The following is an 18,555-nucleotide window of genomic DNA, read 5'->3' as shown; positions in this document are numbered from 1 at the left end:
ACAAGGGAACGCAAATCACGGCCGCAGCAGGATCGGTCGCGATAGATATACCAGCCCGCGCTGGAGCCAAGAGCCCTCGCGGCGGCTTCCACGCCTCGGAAGGCGACGTCCGAACGTCGCTCGTCCGTACAACAGGACCCGGACACCATGCAGACCGTCGACGCCTCGATCAACAAGGCGCTTTCCGTGGAGAACATGGCCACCGAGCGTCTGGCTTCGATCCCATGGCCGCTGGCGGACCGTCCTTTCGTGATCGCCGAGATTGGCATCAATCACAACGGCGACCTGGAGATCGCCAAGTCGTTGATCCGGGCCGCCAGCGAGGCCGGCTGCGACGCGGTGAAGTTCCAGAAGCGGACGATCGACATCGTCTACACGCCCGAGGTGCTGGCCGCGCCGCGCCAGAGTCCCTGGGGCGAAACCCAGCGTGCTCAGAAGGAGGGGCTGGAGTTCGGCGAGGCCGAGTACGACGCCATTGACGCCTATTGCCGCGAGCTGGGCCTGGCCTGGTTCGCCTCGGCCTGGGACGTGCCCAGCCAGTCGTTCCTGGCCAAGTACGATCTGCCCTACAACAAGCTGGCCTCGGCCATGCTGACCCATCGTCCGCTGGTCGAGGCGGTGGCCGCCGAGGGCAAGCTGGTGTTCGCCTCCACCGGCATGTGCACGTTCGAGCAGATCGACGCGGCGGTGGAGATCCTGCGCGCGGCGGCCTGTCCGTTCGTGCTGATGCACACGGTCTCCACCTATCCGACTCCGCCCGCCGACCTGAACCTGATGACGATCGACACCCTGCGCCGCCGCTATGGCGCGCCGGTCGGCTACAGCGGTCACGAGGCTTCGGTGGAACCCAGTCTGGTGGCCGCCATGCTGGGCGCGGTGGCCATCGAGCGCCACATCACCCTGGACCGGACGATGTACGGTTCGGACCAGTCGGCCTCGCTGGAGCCGAACGAGCTGAAGGTGCTGGTCTCGCGCTTGCGCGACCTTCGCGAATGGCTGGGCGACGGCGAAAAGCGCATCACGCCCGGCGAGACCTCGGTTGCCGAGAAGCTGCGCTACTGGTCGGGCGACGCGACCTGAGGTCTGCGCCGGCTACCAGGATTTCCAGGGCGCGCCCCGGGCCCAGAGGTCTTCGAGGTGGAGTTTCTCTCGCAGCGTATCCATGGGCTGCCAGAATCCGTCGTGACGGAAAGCCCGTAGCTGTCCGCTCCGGGCCAGGCGCTCCAGCGGAGCCTGTTCGAACACCGTCTCGTCGCCTTCGATCAGATCCAAAACCTTGGGCGACAGCACGAAGAACCCGCCGTTGATCCGTCCGCCTTCGGCCGACGGCTTTTCGACGAACCGCTCGACGGTGTCGCCCTTGATCTTCAGGGCGCCGAAGCGGGCGAGAGGGCTGACCGCGGTGATCGTCGCCTGGGCGCCGTGGGCCTCGTGGAAGCGGAGCAGGGCCCCGATGTCGACGTCGGACAGGCCGTCGCCGTAGGTCAGGCAAAAATAGGGATCATCGGCGACGTAGCGGCCCACCCGCTTGATCCGCCCACCGGTCATGGTGTCGTCCCCGGTGTCGACCAGGGTGACGGTCCAGGGCTCGGCATGACGCTGATGGACCTCGACCTGGCCGTTCGGCGAGATCGTCAGGTCGGCGTTCTGGTAGGCGTAGTTCAGGAAGTATTCGCGAACCTTGTCGCCCAGGTAGCCGCAGCAGATGACGAAGTCGTTCAGGCCATGGGCGCTGTAGGACTTCATGATGTGCCAGATGATCGGTCGGCCGCCGATCTCGACCATCGGCTTGGGACGGACCTGGGTTTCCTCGGCGATCCGCGTCCCCTTGCCGCCGGCGAGGATGACGACTTTGACCTTGGTGTTCTGCGCCATGCGACCGCTTTCGACGGGAATCTCCAGGGGACTCTACCGAAGTTGGAGATCGGGAGCATCACGGTTCGCGGACGGTCGTCGCGCGCTCCGGGCTGAAGAAATGGCGTCTGGACGGATCGCGAGGGCCTGATAAACTCCACCTATGAGTTCAGCGCGTTAATTGATCTCCCAATCCGCGTAACCTTGACTGTAGACCGCTGAGATCTGGGTGATCGAACGGGCGGCCACGGCGCTCGCGAATGCCGCGCCGGTGAGGAGCTGTTGTTCTCGAGTCCGGTCGACTTCGACCGTCCACCGACCTGCGTACCCGAGCTGTCCCGGGAGAGTTCCGCGTCCACTTGAGTTCTCAAGGAGGGGCCATGACCGCTTACCGCGGTTTCATCGTGTTGGGGGCCGGGATCGTCCTGGTCCTGCTGCCGTTCCTGATCTTCGTCGCCGCCGGCTGGCCGGGCAGTCCGGACAGCTGCATGGCCGCGACCCCCAACACCTGTTTCTGCGAGGCCTTCGACCCGGCCGACGTCATCGCGCATGTCCGTGGCGTCCGGCAGCCGGTCAACACCTGGTTCAATCTCTACTCGATCCTAACGGCCGGCCTGGTGGCCTTCATGATCTATCTGGATCGCAAGGATGGCGCGGGCGGCGAGAACGTCATGCGGTCCGACAACTTCATCGCCGACCTGTACGTCTTCGCGGTGCTGTTCCTGGGTTTGGGCAGCATGTGGTTCCACGCCTCCATCGTCGGCTGGGCGGGAAACTTCGATGGCCTGTCGATGTACGTCTATGCCGCCTTCCTGGTGTTCTACACCTTGCGCCGCCTGGTTCCCGCCGACTGGGTGTTCTGGGTTTTCTATCCGATCACTGTCGTGGTGTTCCTGATCATCCACGCCCTTTGGCAGTGGGAGTTCAAGTCGCTGATCCTGATCATCGCCTTGGTGGCGGCGTACCTGGCGCTGGAGATCGTCGCCTGCGTGCGCGACGGAAAACCCTGGCAAGGCAGGTGGCTGACCATCCTGCTGTGGTGGTTGGCGGTGGGGTGCATCATTGCGGCGACCGTATTCTGGGCGCTGTCGCAGACCGACGGGCCGATGTGCCACCCCAAGGACTTCTTCCAGCCGCACGGAATCCTCTGGCACCCGCTGGCCGGTGCGATGGCGGTGCTGCTCTACTTCTATTGGCGAGAGGAGAACCGAGCGTGAGGACGGCTCCGGAGCCCATGGGCCCAGCCGCGGTCTTCGCGTCGGAGGGCGGTGGTCCTGGGGCGTCGCCAAGGCTCGCCCATCACCGAAGGTCCGCTGCTCAATGATCTCGCGCGGGCTTCAAGGCTGGCCTAGGCCTTCCAATGTCGATTTGGCGCAACCCCCGCGTTTGTTCTGATTTCTGGAAGGTAATTTTAGACGTGTCTTTTAGGTGCTGGGCGCATTCTGATCGCAGTTAAAAACGACCATTTCGCCATATTACATTTATTATACGAGTTTAGGTAAAAAAATCAGGAAAGAAAACGGGCAACGATAAGTAATCGTCGCTCCGCGAGATCCTGTATTTGCGATATTTCAGAAATTTCATATCATGATGTGATGTGAAAATTATCTTGAAAAGCACGTTTCTCTCAAAAAACGATGAAATATGATCTTCCTATTTTTGCAAAACTGGGCCTAAGTAGGGCGAGACGTCTTTGGGTTGTACCCGAGGGGTGGCCGGAATGACCGAGGGGCTGGAGGAAACGACGCGGGATCTGATCGGCTGGACCCAGACGGTCCTGCCGGGGCGAGCCGTCGTCGCCCGGTCCCTTGGCGATCGCGATTGCGGCGAAGGGGTAGACCTCCGCCTGATCAGCTTGGCCCCCCAGGCGACGCCCCGCGCGATCGCGCCGCCCCTGATCTTGACCGCCGACTACCTCGTCACGGTGCGCGCCGCCGATCCCATCATCGAACAGACCGGCGCCATGGCGTTGATGTTCGCGGCCATGGAGTATGACGAGGCTGAAGTGGCGCTGGATCGTGACGCGCTGAAGCTCTGCGCTGACTTGGACCTGCCGCCGGGACCCGGTTTTGTGCTGCGGGCCACGGTCTCGATCGCGCGGCGGCGGGCGGTCGCCCGGGCCGCCCTGGTCCGCTTCCCGCTCAAGATCGACGCCGGCGAGCTCGGAGTGCTCCAGGGGGCGGTCCTGGGACCCGGCGACACGCCGGTCGCCGGCGCCGTGGTGTGCGTCGAGGGCGTGGACCGCGCCGCCCAGACCGATGCGTTCGGCCGCTTTCGCCTTCGCGGACCCGTCGGCGGCAAGGGCGCGCCGGTGCGCCTCAATGTTCGCGCCCGCGGGATCGAGATCGACCGCGAGGTCGAGACCGGCAATCCCGTGATCCTTCGTCTACCGCTGGAGATTTGACATGCCGTCCTATTTGAGCCCCGGCGTCTACGTCGAGGAGATCGACTCTGGAACCCGTCCGATCGAGGCGGTGGGAACATCGACGGCCGGCTTCGTCGGGACGGCGCCGAACCCCGACGCCTTCCTCGACGAGGCGGTGGCGATCAACAATTGGAGCGAGTTTCGGCGACGCTACGTGCGCGACGGCGACAAGGGCACCGACCTGGCCAACGCCGTCTACGGCTTCTTCCTGAACGGCGGCTCACGCTGCTATGTCGTCAACATCAAGGCCGACGGGGCGATCGCCGGCAAGGGGCGGGGGCTGGACGCCCTGGCGGCGATCGACGAAATCGCCATCATCGCCGCTCCCGGCCGCACCGATCCGGCTTCGCATGGAGCTCTGCTCGACGCCGCGGAGTCGCTGAAGGACCGCGTGGCGATCCTGGACGCCCCGCCTCGCGTCGATGACGTCGAAGTCTTGACCCGCGCGGCGGACGGCAGCGCTGCCCCTTCCGCGACGCCCGCCGCCGAAGGCGATGCGGCCCCGGCGACGCCTCGCGGACGTGGGCCGAAGCCGGGTCTTCGGCCGCGGGATTCCGACGGCGGCTACGGCGCCTGCTACTTCCCCTGGCTCCGGGGCCGCGACGCCGTCGATCCCGATAGCCTGGCCCAGATCCCGCCTTCGGGCCACATGGCCGGGATCTATGCCCGCACCGATAGCGAGCGTGGCGTGCACAAGGCTCCGGCCAATGTCACGATCCGGGGCGCCGAGGGATTGACCCAGATGCTGTCGCGGGCCGAGCAGGACGTGCTCAACCCGGTCGGCGTCAATTGCATCCGCTTCTTCACCCGCGAAGGCGTTCGCGTCTGGGGGGGCCGGACCCTGGCCCCCAGCGCCAGTAACTGGCGCTACCTGAACGTCCGCCGACTGTTCAACATGATTGAGGAATCGATCGCCATCAGCACCCGCTGGGTGGTGTTCGAGCCCAACGCCGGTCCGTTGTGGAAGGACATCCAGCGCGACGTCGGCGCGTTCCTGACCCTGCTCTGGCGTCAGGGCGCCTTGGCGGGAGCCCGGCCCGAGGACGCCTTCTTCGTCAAGTGCGACGCCGAGACCAACCCGCCCGAGGTGGTCGACGCCGGCCAGGTCGTGGTGGTCATCGGCATCGCGCCGGTGAAGCCCGCCGAATTCGTCATCTTCCGCATCGGCCAGACGGCGGTCGGATCCACCGTCGAGACCGCCTGACCCCCAACCTTGAAGAGGATCCGTCATGGCCAACAAGCCCGAAGAAGCAGCGGCGGCGCCCAAGGTCGGCGCGCTCCCCGACGTCTATCGCAACTACAACTTCATGCTCTCGTCCCGCGAGATGGGCGACGTTCGGTTCACGGAGTGTTTCGGCCTGGGCGTGCGGATCCATCCGATCCGCTATCGGGAGTCCGGCAGCGGTCAGATCGTCCGGACCCTACCCGGGCCGGTCGAATATGCCGAGGTCACGCTGCGCTACGGCCTGACCAAGACCCCGGCCCTGTGGGACTGGCTCAAGGAGGTCCTGGCTGGCGGCACGCCCCGCCGCAACATCTCGATCGCGATGATGGACGTGAAAGGTACGGCCGAGGTCCTGCGCTGGAACCTCGACAACGCCTGGCCCTGTGAATGGAGCGGGGTGTCTTTCGACGCCCTCGGCCGTGAGGTGGCGATCGAGGAACTGAAGCTGTCCTTCGACACCCTGACCCGAGCGTAAGCCATGGTCCTTCGCCGCCTGTTTTCGGGTTGGCTGAGCGCCATGGCCGCCCTGGCCCGTTCCGTGGCCCTGGTCCTGGAGCGCGCCGCCGAGGACCAATCCGCGCTGGCGCCGAACCCGGTCATGGCCGCCCTGGCCGAACGGTATCCGGGCGCGCCGGTCCATTGGCTGGCGCACGTCGCTGAGCGGACGTCTCAGTTGGCCGAGGCGGGCGAGGTTCCCTTGTCCCTGAACAGCGACCCGGCGACTTGGCCGCCGACCGAACCCCAGTCCTTGCCGCCGCCGGTCTCGCGCGATCCGGCCCCGGTCAGGCCGTCGTCCCACCGCGAGGCGGTCGTCCCGACCCTGGCGGCGCTGCGAGAACGTCCCTCCGAGACCTGGCGACGACCCGACCTCGCCCCGAAGCGGCGACCAAGGCCGGTGTTCGCGTCTGCGTCGCCAGCGGTAGGGCCTGAACCTCCAGCCCGTGCAGCGCCTGGGCCGAACGCCGGCGACGGCGGCGGCCGACCGCGTTCGCCGCTGTCGGTCAAGGTTGACACGTCGTGTCGACCAACCTCGGAGACGTTGCGGGCAACGGCGGCCTCCGAAGCGCTCGTGCGTCAAGCCGCATTGGGGGATGCGCCGCGCATCCCTGTCGAGAGATCACGGGCGACGACAGCTTCGTCGTTTCAGGCTCCGTCGATCGGGTTGGATCCCGAGGTTCGGACAGTCGCCGAGAAGCGGGCGGCTCTTGACCCTGGAGCCCACGGTGGCGGGGTCCGGCCGCCAGCCATATCTCGCGATCGCACGTCCTCGATTCTGGAAAGATTGGTGCAGGGGCCGGTGCATATCGCGCGGCTTTTCGCGCCTCGCCCGAAGCCGGTGAAGCGCGCACCCGCCGCCCTTGCCGCCGAAACTTCCGGGACCATCCCGCGGGCGACCCAAGATCTTGGGACAGCCGCGGTGCGCCCCTCCTTGCCCAGCAGGCGACGCCCCATCTTCCGGGCGCTCGCCGCCTCCCAAGTGCGATCCGGCGCCGAACGTCCTCCGGTTGCCGACCTGCCGGTAACGTCAGCGCCGCTGCGGGCCCACTGGATGCCCGGTCATGCGCCCCGGCGAGCGTCCGTGCCCGGCTTCGAGCCACAGATGGCGACATTTCCGGACCCCCCGGCGGCATTTTCGCGCCAGGACCACGACGAGTCGACAACCCTTACCCGTCCGGCCGAGTCCATCGCGCAGCCGAGGGTTTCCAAGGCTTCGGTCGTCGAGCACGCCGCCCATGCCCCGCATGGCGAAGCGGCCGATGGGGCCAAGCGATCGAACTTCACGGCGCCTGGCGCGGCGCCGTCGCGGGCCGCCGCGCGTCGTTTCGCCGATCCGCCGCCGGAAGTCCGTTGGCCGGGACTGCCGCCGGCGACCTTCGCGTCACCGCAGGGCGTCGCCGCTCCGCCGCCGCGCTGGGAGGAGCTGGCTCGTGAACAGGAAGAGGGCCGATGGAGCGTGTAGCCTTCCTGCTGGAACGGTCCGGCGAGCGGATCTCGTGCCTGCTCAATCCGGAGAACCTCGAGGCGCGCCGCACGGCCGGGGTGCGGACGCGGCTGGCCGGCGGCGGCTTCCTGACCGGCGTCGCGCGCTCGGAAGATCCGTTGATCGCCACCGGCGGCGGGGTTACCGAATACGACCTGAACCTGCTGTTCGACGTCGAGGTCGCTCGCGAAGGCCGCTCGCCGGCGGCCGCGGAGGACGGCCGAGGACCGGCCGAGGACGACGACGTCCGCGCCCTGACCCGGCCGCTGTGGGACCTGACCGAGAACGCCGTGGCGGCCGACGGTTTCGCCGCCCCGCCGACGGTCCGGTTCATCTGGGGCAAGTCCTGGAACATCCCGGGCGTGGTGCTGCATGTCTCCGAGCGCCTCGAGCGGTTCAACGCCGACGGCGCGCCCCGGCGTTCGTGGCTCAGCCTGCGCCTGCGTCGCGTCGAGGATTCCGAACCGCGTCCGGCCCCCAGCCGACCGGTCACGCCACAGTTCGAGGCGCCGGCCGAACTCGACGGCGAGTCCATCGATCAGGCCCCGGCCGTCGATATGCCGGTTGATAACGACGGCCTGCCGCTGAAGCGCTTCGACCAGGTCGCCGACGACGGCTATGGCGACCCGACCCTGTGGGCCGACGTGGCGGCCTACAACGGCGTCGATGATCCCCTGAATATTCCGGAAGGCACGACCATCGTGCTGCCGCCCCTGGCGGCCCTGTTGGGAGCGCGCGCGTGACCTCGATCTTCGCCAACCGCCCCTTGCGGGTCCGCCTGGACGGGGCGCCGTTGGACGCCAAGCTGGGACGTCACGCCGTCTCCGCCTTCGTGCGCCAGGCCCTCAACGCGCCGGCCATGGCCGAGGTGGTCTTCGCCGACCCGTCGGCGGACAGCTTGCCAGGCCTGCACCTCGGCGCGGGCCTGGCCTTATCAGTCGACGGCTCCGGCGATCTTTTCGACGGCGAGATCACGGCCGTCGAGTACCAGCACGACGCCGCCCAGGGGAGGGTGGTGCGCCTGCGGGCGCTCGACAAGCTGCACAGGGCGCGGCTGCGCCAGCGGGCCCGGACCCTGGCTGACACGACGGTCGCCGACCTGGCCGAGCAGATGGCGGGCGACCTCGGCTTGACGTTCAGTTGCTCCGAGCATCCGCCGACCCGCGCCCTGATCGTTCAGCACGACCAGAACGACTTCGACCTGGTGGTCGACTTAGCGCGCGACGCCGGCCTCTATGTGGTGCTTGAGGCCGATCGTCTGCGGCTGGTCAGCCTTGCTGGCGAGGGGGATCCGATCCCGCTCCGGATGCGCCGCGAGATCATTCAGGCCAGCGCGACAGCCGGCGCCGACTCGCTACGGCCCTGGACCGGCGCCCAGTCATGGGACCCCGCCCGCGCGATGGCGGTCAACGCCCGCGCCGGCCTTGCCCGACAGGACGCGGAAGAGCTGCGGGACGGCGGACTGACGGCCTTTCCGGACCTGGGCGGCCGGACCTTGTTCAATCGCCTGGCCGCCGACGCCGCCGAGGCCGAGAGCCTGGCCCAGGCCGATCTCGACCGCGCCGCCGCCCGCGCGGTGCTGCTGGAGGCTGTGGTCGAGGGCGACACCCGCCTGCGTCCTGGGCGGCCGGTGACCCTGGAAGGCGTCGGCGAGCTGGTCGATGGTCGCTGCGTGGTCACGCGCGCCCTCCATCGCTTCGAGGAGGCGCGCGGCTATGTGGTGGAGATCTCGACCGAGCCGCCGACCCGGCCCGATCGCCCGCGAGTCCCGGCCTTCACCCTGGGTAAGGTGATCGACGCCGACGATCCCGACGGCCTGGCGCGGGTCCGGGCTCGCCTGCCTGTGCTGGGCGACGTCGAGACCGGCTGGATGTCGGTGCTGCTGCTCGGCGCGGGCGCCGAGAAGGGGGTGGCCATCCTGCCCGAGCCCGAGGACGACGTGCTGGTGCTGTTTCCCGACGGCGACCCGGCCCGGGGGCTGGTCCTGGGCGGCCTCTATGGCGAGCGCACCGCGCCCGGCCCGCGTGGCGCGGGTACGGCCGGCGCCCGGGCCTTCACCGTGCGCACGCCCGGCGGCCAGGTCCTGACCCTGGACAGCGTCGACGCCCTGGCGCGGTTGGAGACCCGCGCGGGCGGGGTGTTCGAGTTCGGCCCCAACGGCTCGCGCCTGCGAGCCAGCGGCGACCTGGTCATCGAGGCCCCAGGCCGCCGGTTGACGATCCGCGCGGCCGCCGTCGCCTTCGAGGAGGGGTGAGCATGCTGTGGTTGACTCAGGATGCGACGCTGGTTTGCGACCATGGCGGCCGGGTGGGCATCGCCCCGACCCAGACCCTGGTGCGGATCAAGAACCGACTGGCGCTGGTGAACCCCAATCCCCAGTCACGGCCGATCTCGGCCTGTCCAAACGCCAATCCGGTCATCGGCCTGCGACCTTGTCTGACGACCCTGGCGGTCAAGCAGGGTTATTCGACCTTCGTCACCATCGGCGGTCGGGCCGTGTGCCTGGATACGGTGACTGGGCTTACCGACGGCTCGCCGCCCGGCACGGTCAACTACCGCGTGGTCGATCCCGGCCAGCGTCTCGTGGCGGCCGGGAGTTGAGCATGAAGACGGTGCGGGGCATCCGGTTCGAAGGCGCCGAGCTGGGCGGGGCCACGTCCGAGCTGCGGCGGCCGGCGGGGCTGGTCCTTTCGCCCACAGGACGGCTGGCCGACGTCAGCGGCCACGACGCCGTGCGCCAGGCGATCATCCTGCTGCTGACCACCATACCCGGCGAGCGGGTGATGCGACCTAGCTATGGCTGCCCGCTGCATCGACTGATGTTCGCGCCCAATGACGCCACGACCGCCGGCCTGGCCATCCATTACGTGCGCCAGTCGATCAAGCGCTGGGAGCCGAGGATCGAGATCGTGCGGCTGGACGCCGGCGTCGATCCCGCCGCGCCCAGCCAATTGACGGTCTCGCTGGACTACCGGGTGCGCAGCAGCAATCAGCCCGGCCAGCTGCAATTCGGGCTCGACCTGCAAGGAGAGGCCGCCTGATGCCGCTGCCCGCTCCCAAGTTGGACGACCGTTCCTTCACCGACCTGATGGCCGACGCCATCAAGGTCATCGACCGCTCGTGCCCGGAATGGACCGACCGCAATCCCAGCGATCCCGGCATCACCCTGCTCGAGGCCTTCGCCTATCTGACCGACACCATGCTGTACCGGCTCAATCGCGTGCCGGAGAAGCTCTATGTCAGCCTGCTGAACCTAGTTGGCGCCCAGGTCCGGCCGCCGGCCGCGGCGGCAACGACCCTGACCTTCACGCGCACGACCGGCAATGCGCGGATCGTCATTCCCGCCGGCGCGCGCATCGCCACCAGCGACGGCTCGGCGACCTTCGTGGTCACCCAGGCCGCGACCCTGGCGGCCGACCAGAAGAGCGTCGAGGCGCCGGCCCTGCATTGCGACATGACCGAGGCCGAGGCGGTCGGGGTTGGAACCGGCGCGCCGGGTCAGAGCGTGCAGGTCAGGCGGCCCCCGATCATCGCGCCGTCTGGCGACGGGTTGGACCTGATCGTCGGCGTCGAGGCCGACAACGCCGAGTTGGCCGACGGCGCCGTGTCGCGCACCCTGGGCGACAAGAGCTATCGGATCTGGCGGGAGGTCGTCAGCTTCGCCGACGCCGCACCAACGGACTGCGTCTATAGCGTCGATCGCGCCGCTGGGCGCATCCAGTTCGCCCCGGCCCTGGCGGGCGAAGGCTCCACGCCACTGGCCAGCGTGCCCGCCCTGGGACGGGACATTCGGGTCTGGTACCGGAGCGGCGGCGGCCGGGCGGGCAACGTGGTTCCCGGCGCCTTGACGGTGTTCAAGACTCCGATCGCCGACCTGGCGGTGACCAATCTCGCGCAGGCCGCCGGCGGAGCCGACGCCGAGACCGTGCAGGCAGCGATGCGGCGCGGGCCGCTGGAGCTGACCTCCATGCGCTGCGCGGTCACCGCCCGCGACTTCGAAAGGGTGGCCTTGAGCGTCGGCGCGGTGGCGCGGGCCAAGGCCTATGCCCAGTCCCAGGTCTGGGCCCATGCCGCGCCTGGCGTGGTCGAGATTCTGCTGGTGCCCGCGGTCGACGTGGAGAAGCTGCCCGACGCGGGAGTCACCGCGCAGACCGTGATCGAGCGCCGAAGCGAGGAGCTTCGGGCGCGCGTCCAGAAGGCGGTCGACCAGCGGCGTCCGCTGGGCGTGCAGACGGCGGTGGGCTGGGCCAGGGTGCGGCCGGTGTCGGTGGCGGCGCGGGTGGTGGTCAGCCGTGAGGAGGATGCGCCGGCCGTCGAGGCGCGACTCCGCACCCGGCTCAACAAGCTGTTCTCGCCATTGCGCGACGAGCCGTTCGGTCAGGTTCTGCGGGCCTCCGACGTCTATGAGGCCATGCTGGCCGATCCCAGCGTGCGCTATGCCGACCAGCTTCGCCTGACCATCGGCGAGGCGCCGGACCGCGACGTGTCGGACCTGCTGCGCGATCCGCATCAGGCGCGCACCTGGTTCGCCGCCACCAACCAGGGTCTGCATCGCAGCCTGGACGACGGCGGCACCTGGTCGGTGGTGTTCAAGGCCGAGGGCGACCGCCCGCTGTTCGTGCGGCGACATCGCGACCGTCCCGGCTTGGTCGCCCTGGGAGTCGTCCGCAAGGCCGGCGGCGCCATCCACGTGTCGCGCGACTGCGGCGAGACCTGGAAGACCGAGGCGGCGGTGTTCAACAGCGAGGTGTCCGACGCCGACTGGGTTGACCGGGAAGGCTCGCCGCTGCTGCTGATCGCTACGGCCGAAGGCCTGCGCCAACTCAAGCCGTTCGGCGACGCCGGGCCGGCGCCGGTGGTGGTCGACAAGGCCCGGGACACCAAGGGCTTCTACGCCGTGACCGCCTCGGTGTCGTCGGCGGGCGTCGTCCAGGTGGCGGTGGCGGCCCGGGCCAAGGGCGGGGTCTACCTGTCGGCCATGGGCGGGGTGTCGGACAGTTTCCACTCGGTGGGGCTGGTCGGCCAGGACATCCGCAGCCTGACGGTGCAGCGCTTCAACGCCCGCGACTTCCTCTGGGCGGCCGCCGCGGCCGAGGCTGGGCAGCAGGGATCTGGCGCCTTCCGGGTGGAGCTGCGTTCCGGCGGCGCCGACGATCCCGAGGGCTTCAAGCCTTTCAACGTTGGCTGGCAGGGCGGCTCCTGCGAGGGTCTGGCCTTCGCTGACCAGTGGGTGTTCGCGGGCTCGAACCGCGGCGGCGTGCTGGCCCTGGACACCACCGTCGCCGCGCCGGCCTGGCGCGCCGCGCCCCTCGACGCCGGACTGCCGATCCGCGACACCGAACGGTTGCTGCATGTGGTGTCCTGCGTGGCCGCAGCGCCCGTGGCGGGCGGGGCGCCGATGGTGTTCGCCGGCGGCCCCATGGGCGTCTATCGCAGCCTTGATGGGGCCCTGCATTTCGCCACGGCCTCGGCGACGGTGTTCACCGACCGGATCCCTCTGCCGCCCAACTGGCTCTACTGCGCCGACCAGCACCACCTCTCCGTGGTGATCGACGACGATACGGGGGGCTGACCTTGGACCGAGCCCGCATCGCAAGGCTTCTGCCGGAAACCTACCAGGCCGCCATTCCGCCTGAGAACCCGTCGGGCGTTCCCGCCGGCGCCACTCCGAAAAAGCCTCTGGCCGCGGTGCTGGACGTGATGGAGGTTCTGCAGGCGCCGGCCGAGAACGCCCTGGCGGCCCTCGACGCCCACATCGATCCCATGCGCGCCCCGCCCAGCTTCGCCTTGATGCTGGCGCGCTGGCTGGACCTGGATCGTTACCTGGATTGGACCGGCGGACGTCCGGGCGAAGGCGCGCCCCGCTACGCCGCCGGCCTGGGCCGGCTGCGGCTGCTGTGCCTGGAAGCGGCCGAACTGGCGCGCTGGCGCGGCACGCGTCGGACTCTAGAGCGCATCCTCACCGTCGCCACGGGCCTATCAGGCTTTGCGGTGGAGGAGAACCCGCCGGGACCGAAGGGCCTCGCGCGGAGCTTCCACCTGCGCGTCGTCGCCCCGGCGGCGGCCCGTCCCTTGGCCGACCTGGTGCGTCGCATCGTCGACGAGGAGCGTCCCGCCTACACGACCTACGACATCGAATTTCTCCCAGCCTGACCGCGAAAACGAGGACGAATCCCCATGCCGAGTTTCGAAATTCCGGACGGCCCCACGACCCTGGCCCTGAAGACGGAGGCCGGTTTCCACAAGGGCAACGCCGTGTTCGGCGTGACCAACAAGACCGGGGAGGGGCTGACCGCTCGCTTCAGCGTGCAGATCCAGGGCAGCGGCAAGGCGGAATGGTATTCGATCCAGGGCGAACCGGAGCGGCCCGTCGCGGCCGGTGAGACGCAGACGGTGACGGTGGTGGCGAAGATCCCCGCCGCCACGCCCCCAGGCCAGCATCGGATCAAGCTGCGGGCGACCAATGTCAACGATCCCGACAACGACAGCACCGAGAGCGCCGTGGCGACCGTCACGATCCCCGCCGTCGCCAAGCCGCCGGCCAAGAAAAAACCGTTCCCGTGGTGGATCATCGCGGTGGCGGCCGGCGTCCTGGTGCTGGTGATCGGCATCATCGTCGCGGTGGTGCTGATGAGCGGGCCCAAGGGGACGCCGGTTCCCAAGGTCACCGGGCTGGACTACGCCGCCGCGGTGGCCGAGTTGAAGAAGGGCGGTTTCACGACGGCGCCGGCGATCAACGAGGTCGCCAAGGACCAGCCGCTGGGCCTGGTGTTCAAGCAGGAACCCGCGGCGGACACCAAGGTCGATCCCGCCAAGACCGAAGTGAAGCTGACGGTGGCGATCGGCGAAACGGTGGCTGTGCCGACGGTGACCGATAAGCCCTATCTCGGCGCCCAGGCCCTGCTGGAGGATCGCGGCTTCACGGTCGGGCCACGAGTGGTCGGGGAGGCGACAGGCAAGGAGCCCGACACGGTGCTGGCCCAGGATCCGGCCGGCGAGACTTCGGCGCCCAAGGGCAGCGCGGTCAACCTCACCGTCGATCCCGGCGTCGTCGTGCCGGATCTGGTCTCGCCCCAGCTCGACGGCATTACCGGGATCAAGGCCTTGCAATCCGCAGGCTTGGACATCGGCACGATCGGTTCGGCCTGCCGGGGCACGGTGGACAAGATCATCGAGCAGAGCGTCGAGGCCAAATCCAAGGTCGCCAAGGGGACCAAGGTCAACATCGTCCTCGGCGCGCCCTCGGTCATCCTCAATGGCCGCCAGACCTGCCGGCTGTTCATTCGGCCCGATGTCCTGGTGTTCGCCAACAAGGCCAAGCTGCCGGCGACGACCATCCCCAGACCAACTATCCCGACAAAGCCGCTCCAGGTCCAATGACCGATCGGAGCGAGGGGTTTTCCAGAGGCAAGGATCACGACATATGCCGAGTTTCGAGATTCCGGACGGGCCGACGGCCATCGCCCTGAAGAAGGAAGGCGCCTTTCACAAGGGCAGCGCCGTCTTCGGCGTGACCAACAAGACGGGGGAGGGCCTGACCGCGCGCTTCAGCGTTCAGGTCCAGGGCGACGGCAAGGCCGAGTGGTACCAGGTCCAGGGCGAAACGGAACGCGCGGTCGCGGCTGGCGAGAACCAGACCGTGACCGTGGTCGGCAAGATTCCGGCCGCGACGCCGCCAGGCCAGCACCGGATCAAGCTGCGGGCGATCAATGTCAACGATCCCGACAACGACAGCACCGACAGCGCGGCGGCGACGGTCACGGTCCCCGCCGTGGCCACCGCGACGCCGCCGCCGCCGAAGCCGTTCCCCTGGTGGATCCTGGCGGTGGTCGGCGGGGTGCTGGTGCTGGTGATCGGCGTGATCATCGCCATCGTGGCGCTGAGCGGATCCAAGGTCCCGAACGTGACGGGCCAGCCCTATGCCGAGGCCGTCAAGGTCTTGGACAAGGCCGGCTACAAGACCGTCAAGCGTACCGACAAGCAGACCGGCGACAAGCCGCCGGAGACCGTTCTGGACCAGACGCCGGCCGCCGAGACCAAGGCCAAGAAGACCGAGATCGTCCAGCTTACCGTCGCCGCGCCCCTGCCGGTGGTTGCGCCCGAGCCGCCCAAGGAGGAGCCGCCGATCGAGCAACCGGCGGAAGCCGGCTGTGATCCGGCGGTCGGCGCGTGCGTCGAGGGCTTCGTCTGGCGAGAGGCCTGGCCCGGCGATCGGGTCTGCGTCACGCCGGAGTCCCGTTACCTGGCCGCCCAGGAAAACGCCCAGGCGGCGTCGCGCCGCAGCCCGTACGGCGGCGCCTACGGCCCGGACACCTGCCTGCAGGGCTACGTCTGGCGTGACGGGTCCGCCAACGACCATGTCTGCGTGAGCGGCGAACGGCGTTCGGTCGTGGCGCAGGAGAACGCCGCAGGTCCGTCGCGGTACCGGGCATGCCGGCCGAAGATCGTCATCCCGCCGCCGACCCGGCGCCCTCGCATCCCCGACCGTCTGTAGTTCGAACCGACGGGCTCGCCGGCCGGCGAGCCCGCAAGGAGCAAGATCATGGAACGGATTTTTTCTCTGGAAGCCATCCTGGGGGCGCTGGCGTTCGGCGTGCTTGGGGCGATCGTGGCCCTGATCGTCCGACTGGCCAAGGGCGACGGCTCGTCCTCGCTCTGGCGGGCGCTCGAGACCTTTCTGACCGCGACGTTCGGGGCTTTCCTGGCGCGGACCTTCATCAGCATCATGCTCAGCGTCGGCGGCGACTCCGACGCCGCGGTCACGGTCACCAGCCTGCTGTTCTTCATCTGGCCGGGTGTGGTGAACCTGATCTCGCTAGGCTTTGGCCACCCGGTGATCGGCGTCGATGCGTTGTTGTGGATCGCCTTGGTGATCGGCGGGCTGGTCGGTCTGTTCGACGGCCTGTGGGCTACCCACAAATGGTTGGGTCTTGGCGTTCCCGCGTTCCTGCTGGACGTCACCTGGGGGCTGGGCGGCAACACCAACGGCGTGCTGATGCACCTGATCAATTTCGCCTGGGGCGAGCATGGTGACGGCCCCGCCGAGAACCGCCACGACGCCCACCGTTATGTGAAGGGCTTCGCCGTCCGCTCGGGCTTCGCGTTTACCCAAGGCGCGGTGATGAGCAACACCGACACCTGGACGCCGACCTCCGACCTGTTCAAGCACGAGACGATCCACATCTGGCAGAACCGGGTGCTGGGGCCGTTCTTCTGGTTTTCCTATGTCGGCTGGATGGCGCTGACCATTATCCCGGCGCTGATCGCCGGCCTGATCGATTCCGGCCGTCGGATCGGCGACGCGATCACCTGGTGGACCTATTTCGACAATCCTTGGGAGGTAATGGCCTACGGCATCGCCAATCCGTCGGATCGGACGGGACAGGTGTTCATGAGCGGCGGCGGCACGGTGACGGGCTGGGTCTGCTGGCCCTGGCCGCTGGCCATCGTCCTTTCGGCGATCGGCGTCGTGGGCCTGGGCGCGGCCTTCGTGGCGATCATGGTCGCCGGCTATGGCTGAGCCGCGTCGATGAAGGCCGTCATCATCATCCTGGTCCTGGTCGTCATCGGCTTTGTCGTGGCGATCGGCGTGGCGGTCTATCGGGCTGTCACGCCGCCCGCGCCCCCGGCCGCGCACGGGCCGCCGACGACCAGCAACGGCGAGATCGACGAGGACGCGCTGGCCAACTGGACGCCTCCACCGGTGGTTGGCGTTATGGGCAAGCTGTCCCGTCCGTTCGCGCCGAAACTGCTGAAGAAGGCGGTCGAACTCACGGGCCAGCCGGGCTCCGGCCTGGCCGGCGACACGCCTGGCGAACTGCCGATCAGTCCGGCTGGGAAGGACATGCGGATCGCCCGCCTGCGTCTGGTCGAGGGCAGGGGCGCTGTGGCGACCTACCAATGTGTGGCGGGGAAGGGGGAAACCTGCCCCCAGGTCGCGTGCCTGTGCCATGAGGGCGCGGTGCTGGCGGAAGATGACGTCGAGGCTTGCGAGAAGGCCTGGCGTCGCGCGCGCTCGATCGGTGACGACAAGTTCCTTTGTCGCAAGAACGACGACGACGTTTCGACCGTCGTCTATCGGCTGGGCGGCAGGATCCTGGTCGCGCCGATGGGCGAGCAGGCCGCCACGGTGTCGGTCCGATGATCAGACCCTGACGGTGCGGATCGCCGAGATCATCGCCAGCAGCGATCCGATCAGCAGGACCAGCAGCCAGATCGCGCCGACGATGGCGATGATCAACGCGCCTATGGCGTCGGTGATGCTGGCCAGGAAACCGGGCGGGAAATCGATCAGGAAGGCCAGCAGCAGGGTGGCGCCCACCGAGACCGCGCTAAGGATGACGATGCCCTTGTTCTGCAGAAACCGCTCGTGGGCGAGGATCAGCAGGATGCAGAAGACGATCTTCAGGATCAGGATCAGGCCCAGTGTGGCCGTCGCCGCCCCCGTGGGAAAATCGGCGAAGGCGACGAAATAGGCGATCGTGCCGAAGGGAACGGCCACCAGCAGGGTGATCATCAGGATCAGCAGGCCGAGGGCCGCCAGGGCCATGACGATGGCGCCCAGCAGGCCGAAGAAGGCGATCACCAGGGTGGCGATTCCCTGGATGCGTCCGATCACGCTGCGCGACAGCAGGATGCCAAGGCCCATCAGCAGGATGGTGTAGAGCAGCAGGCCATCGAGCACCGGCAGGTAGCGAATGCCCAGCCCTGGCGTCGAAGCCTCGAAACCAGCCTGATGTACGGCGTTCAACACGAAGGCTGAGGCGCATTCCACAAGCAGGGCCACCAGCAGGACGAAGCCGGCCAGCCAGAAGAACGGCGCGCGCAAACGGTCCATGGGAGGCATCCCGCGTTGATGCGCAATTCTGCCTGATCTCTACCTGGGCGACAAGAAATGTCGATTTGTTCTGCAGGGTTGTGATGGGACTGCGCTCATGAGCGCCAAGGTTGTTGTTTTTTCCGGGTGGCCAAGTCGCGTTCAACCGACCGCCAATCGGCGTCCAAAGGCCCAGCCTCCGGGGCTTGACGGAAACCGCCCGGCTTTGAACGGGGAGGACGCTTCCGTACCCG

19 protein-coding genes are annotated in these 18,555 nt (G+C 68.2%); 16 read left to right on the top strand and 3 right to left on the bottom strand.

Going from position 1 to position 18,555, the window contains the following annotated elements; genetic code table 11:
• Positions 1–147 precede the first annotated feature (147 nt).
• Positions 148–1,080 carry an N-acetylneuraminate synthase family protein gene (locus EV278_RS10595; protein WP_132090510.1) on the top strand — a complete coding sequence of 311 codons (933 nt, stop codon included), beginning with the start codon at positions 148–150 and terminating at the stop codon, positions 1,078–1,080.
• 12 nt (positions 1,081–1,092) lie between these two features.
• Here the strand turns inward: EV278_RS10595 and rfbF are convergent, their stop codons facing one another.
• Positions 1,093–1,875: a glucose-1-phosphate cytidylyltransferase gene (gene rfbF, locus EV278_RS10590; RefSeq protein ID WP_132090507.1), complete on the bottom strand. Its 783-nt coding sequence runs from the start codon at positions 1,873–1,875 to the stop codon at positions 1,093–1,095.
• Between the two features lie 359 nt (positions 1,876–2,234).
• Here rfbF and EV278_RS10585 point away from each other — a divergent pair, with 359 nt between their 5' ends.
• The 4 genes from EV278_RS10585 (at position 2,235) to EV278_RS10570 (ending at position 5,979) form a co-directional block, all read left to right on the top strand.
• Positions 2,235–3,071, top strand: a complete 837-nt coding sequence (locus EV278_RS10585) for a ceramidase domain-containing protein (RefSeq protein WP_132090503.1) — start codon at positions 2,235–2,237, stop codon at positions 3,069–3,071.
• 503 nt (positions 3,072–3,574) lie between these two features.
• Positions 3,575–4,258, top strand: a complete 684-nt coding sequence (locus EV278_RS10580; RefSeq protein WP_132090500.1) for a carboxypeptidase-like regulatory domain-containing protein — start codon at positions 3,575–3,577, stop codon at positions 4,256–4,258.
• Between the two features lies 1 nt (position 4,259).
• On the top strand, positions 4,260–5,483 hold the full coding sequence (locus EV278_RS10575; RefSeq protein WP_132090497.1) for a phage tail sheath C-terminal domain-containing protein: 1,224 nt from the start codon (positions 4,260–4,262) through the stop codon (positions 5,481–5,483).
• A 25-nt stretch (positions 5,484–5,508) separates the two neighbouring features.
• Positions 5,509–5,979, top strand: coding sequence for a phage tail protein (locus EV278_RS10570; protein WP_056753838.1), 471 nt, complete (start codon positions 5,509–5,511; stop codon positions 5,977–5,979).
• A gap of 194 nt (positions 5,980–6,173) precedes the next feature.
• Here the strand turns inward: EV278_RS10570 and EV278_RS10565 are convergent, their stop codons facing one another.
• Positions 6,174–6,509, bottom strand: a complete 336-nt coding sequence (locus EV278_RS10565; RefSeq protein WP_132090494.1) for a hypothetical protein — start codon at positions 6,507–6,509, stop codon at positions 6,174–6,176.
• A 574-nt stretch (positions 6,510–7,083) separates the two neighbouring features.
• On the opposite strand from EV278_RS10565, the gene EV278_RS10560 reads away from it, so the two are divergent.
• The 11 genes from EV278_RS10560 to EV278_RS10510 are packed head-to-tail and all read left to right on the top strand — an operon-like array spanning position 7,084 to position 17,629.
• The gene (locus tag EV278_RS10560; protein ID WP_132090491.1) at positions 7,084–7,464 is read left to right on the top strand and encodes a hypothetical protein; all 381 of its coding nucleotides are present in this window, start codon (positions 7,084–7,086) and stop codon (positions 7,462–7,464) included.
• Positions 7,452–8,228, top strand: a complete 777-nt coding sequence (locus tag EV278_RS10555) for a hypothetical protein (protein ID WP_132090488.1) — start codon at positions 7,452–7,454, stop codon at positions 8,226–8,228. Before EV278_RS10560 ends, EV278_RS10555 begins: the two co-directional genes overlap by 13 nt.
• Positions 8,225–9,739 (top strand): phage baseplate assembly protein V, encoded by a 1,515-nt coding sequence (locus EV278_RS10550; protein ID WP_132090485.1) that lies wholly within the window; start codon positions 8,225–8,227, stop codon positions 9,737–9,739. Before EV278_RS10555 ends, EV278_RS10550 begins: the two co-directional genes overlap by 4 nt.
• Positions 9,740–9,741: 2 nt before the next feature.
• A complete protein-coding gene (locus EV278_RS10545; protein ID WP_035081941.1) occupies positions 9,742–10,086 on the top strand; it encodes a hypothetical protein in 345 nt (114 codons plus the stop codon).
• 2 nt (positions 10,087–10,088) lie between these two features.
• Positions 10,089–10,526 (top strand): GPW/gp25 family protein, encoded by a 438-nt coding sequence (locus tag EV278_RS10540; protein WP_132090482.1) that lies wholly within the window; start codon positions 10,089–10,091, stop codon positions 10,524–10,526.
• Entirely contained in the window at positions 10,526–13,057 is a 2,532-nt protein-coding gene (locus tag EV278_RS10535; RefSeq protein ID WP_132090479.1) for a baseplate J/gp47 family protein, read from the top strand. Before EV278_RS10540 ends, EV278_RS10535 begins: the two co-directional genes overlap by 1 nt.
• A 2-nt stretch (positions 13,058–13,059) precedes the next feature.
• Positions 13,060–13,638, top strand: a complete 579-nt coding sequence (locus EV278_RS10530; RefSeq protein ID WP_132090476.1) for a hypothetical protein — start codon at positions 13,060–13,062, stop codon at positions 13,636–13,638.
• Between the two features lie 24 nt (positions 13,639–13,662).
• On the top strand, positions 13,663–14,865 hold the full coding sequence (locus EV278_RS10525; protein ID WP_132090473.1) for a PASTA domain-containing protein: 1,203 nt from the start codon (positions 13,663–13,665) through the stop codon (positions 14,863–14,865).
• 43 nt (positions 14,866–14,908) lie between these two features.
• Positions 14,909–15,979 carry a PASTA domain-containing protein gene (locus tag EV278_RS10520; protein WP_132090470.1) on the top strand — a complete coding sequence of 357 codons (1,071 nt, stop codon included), beginning with the start codon at positions 14,909–14,911 and terminating at the stop codon, positions 15,977–15,979.
• Between the two features lie 48 nt (positions 15,980–16,027).
• On the top strand, positions 16,028–17,005 hold the full coding sequence (locus tag EV278_RS10515) for a hypothetical protein (RefSeq protein WP_132090467.1): 978 nt from the start codon (positions 16,028–16,030) through the stop codon (positions 17,003–17,005).
• A 9-nt stretch (positions 17,006–17,014) separates the two neighbouring features.
• Positions 17,015–17,629 (top strand): hypothetical protein, encoded by a 615-nt coding sequence (locus EV278_RS10510; RefSeq protein ID WP_132090464.1) that lies wholly within the window; start codon positions 17,015–17,017, stop codon positions 17,627–17,629.
• Here the strand turns inward: EV278_RS10510 and EV278_RS10505 are convergent, their stop codons facing one another.
• Positions 17,630–18,322 (bottom strand): hypothetical protein, encoded by a 693-nt coding sequence (locus EV278_RS10505; protein ID WP_132090461.1) that lies wholly within the window; start codon positions 18,320–18,322, stop codon positions 17,630–17,632.
• Positions 18,323–18,555: the final 233 nt, after the last annotated feature.

The sequence above is a fragment of the Caulobacter sp. BK020 genome (assembly GCF_004342605.1).
Classification (GTDB): Bacteria; Pseudomonadota; Alphaproteobacteria; order Caulobacterales; family Caulobacteraceae; genus Caulobacter.
The sequence above is the reverse complement of the archived record's forward strand: the minus strand, read 5'-3'. Positions and strand labels throughout refer to the sequence as shown.